We start from the raw sequence: 1,828 nt of genomic DNA, 5'->3' as shown, positions 1-1,828 counted from the left end.
TTGGGTCGGGACGAGGTGACGAGGACGAATCGGGGCGCCGAAGGCATTAGCAGTCGCGTTAAGTTTTTGCTGCTTGCTTGGGCAGGGATGCCCAAAACAAGCTTTCGCAAAAATAGCGACTCCCCGCACTACCCGCTTTTTAATTAAGTTATATAACATAGTTAAGTTATATTTACCATGAAATATATAGGTAACTATATGTTATATATAGTTATTTTTTATAGGCATGATAATTGCTTTTAATATCCTGTAGCTCTTACCAGAGCGTGTACCAGAGGATAATATAAAGCGTAATGGCCCATGAACCCGGATTCCGCAATACAGGAGCGTATCCTACCTCATGAAATACTTGGGACTCCTGTCGACAACTATTCATTCACATACGGAGCGAATTGGATAAGCCCCAGTACGCCCTGAGTCTGTAACGACTGCTGTATTTCACATAATATTTAAGAGAGAAAATGCACAGAGTTCTAATAATTCTAGTTATCACCCTAGCATCCAGTATGGCAAGAGCTGACAATGGAAAATGGATTCAAGATATACGTGATGAAATTTCTGAGTTTGAAGTCATTAAGAATGACAATATAGACGTTTATAATCACTACAAGATATGGGATTATGCAGTTATGGCTGCTGAATTAGCTGAAAAACGGTATGCCTCATCTTTAAAGAAATCACTTGAGGCTCAGAACCGAATTTATGATCGTAATTGGCTGTATGATCTTGATTATTTTGTACGTAAGTACTCTAACCAAGCATTGCTGGATATTTTTGCATGTAAAAATAAAGCATGGAGGGAGAAAAACCTTACTAAAATCGAGGCTGGTATGGAAAGAACTCCCACTAAGGAATTAGACAGATCTAAACGTAGGTTGACAGCCGTTGAAAACGCAATATCTTGTTACGTAGATATGTATACAAATCTATCGTCTAGAAAACAGGCTTATTATGGCAGCCGAGCAGATGACTTAATGGCTACTGATGAGTTGTATGCATTACGTAAATACGACTTACCACAGGCAAAGATGGCATTGAAGTATATAACTGAGTTTATTGCAGCTATAGAGCCTTATATACCTCATGCTGTATATGAGATTTTCCCTGGCTGGGTTAACCATGACAGCATGGGATATCGATACACTCAGGATTGCGATGACAGCCAGATAAGGAAAGTGTTTATTGTGTTGGATGGTATTTCCGGATTGTCGTATTGGTCTGAGATTCAGGATTTGACTAGTGGTGATATGGCGTGGCCTCTCCAGAAGGTGGTTAATTCTTGTGGCATGGTCATTTTGCCTTTGAATACCCTCTCTGTGGGTCTATCCAGAATTTGGGGGTTTTCTCTCCAGAAAACATTGGAGTCTGAGGTGGATCAGGTAAAAGAAATCATAGATACCATTGACCCTGCTATGCGTATTTTCCTTATGCGTGGAACGGATGATGGTCGTACTGCGGAGGCGGTGTTAGACTCACTGAAGGTAGGCAGGAATCATCGAAGGGTAGCGGGGCTTGTCACAGTAGATAAGAATACAGAGAGGATAGCCATTACTTATAATAAGGATTGGTTCGCGGGGTCAGAGGAGGAAAGAATGGCTCTCAAGATTAAGGGAAGTATGATATTTTATGATATTCTTAGGCTTGTGTGGCTTTAAAATAATATTTTAAGCAGTTTGATGTTCGACACCAAATTGAATAATCGGTTCTGTCGCAAGAACTAGTGAAAGCGAAGAGCGCCTTGTCTTCAGGCATAACTATCCTGCTAAAGCCATAAATTGCTTATAAGCAGGCATATTTTCCTCGGACAACTGTCCCTTTCGAATCATAT

General features: G+C 40.5%; 1 protein-coding gene. It reads left to right on the top strand.

The window, feature by feature from the left end; genetic code table 11:
* The first annotated feature begins 506 nt into the window (after positions 1 to 506).
* Positions 507 to 1,655, top strand: a complete 1,149-nt coding sequence (locus BQ7314_RS03550) for a hypothetical protein (RefSeq protein ID WP_174482337.1) — start codon at positions 507 to 509, stop codon at positions 1,653 to 1,655.
* Positions 1,656 to 1,828 lie beyond the last annotated feature (173 nt).

This window comes from methanotrophic endosymbiont of Bathymodiolus puteoserpentis (Logatchev), assembly GCF_900128525.1.
Classification (GTDB): Bacteria; Pseudomonadota; Gammaproteobacteria; order Methylococcales; family Methylomonadaceae; genus Methyloprofundus.
This window is presented reverse-complemented; position numbering and strand designations above follow the sequence as displayed.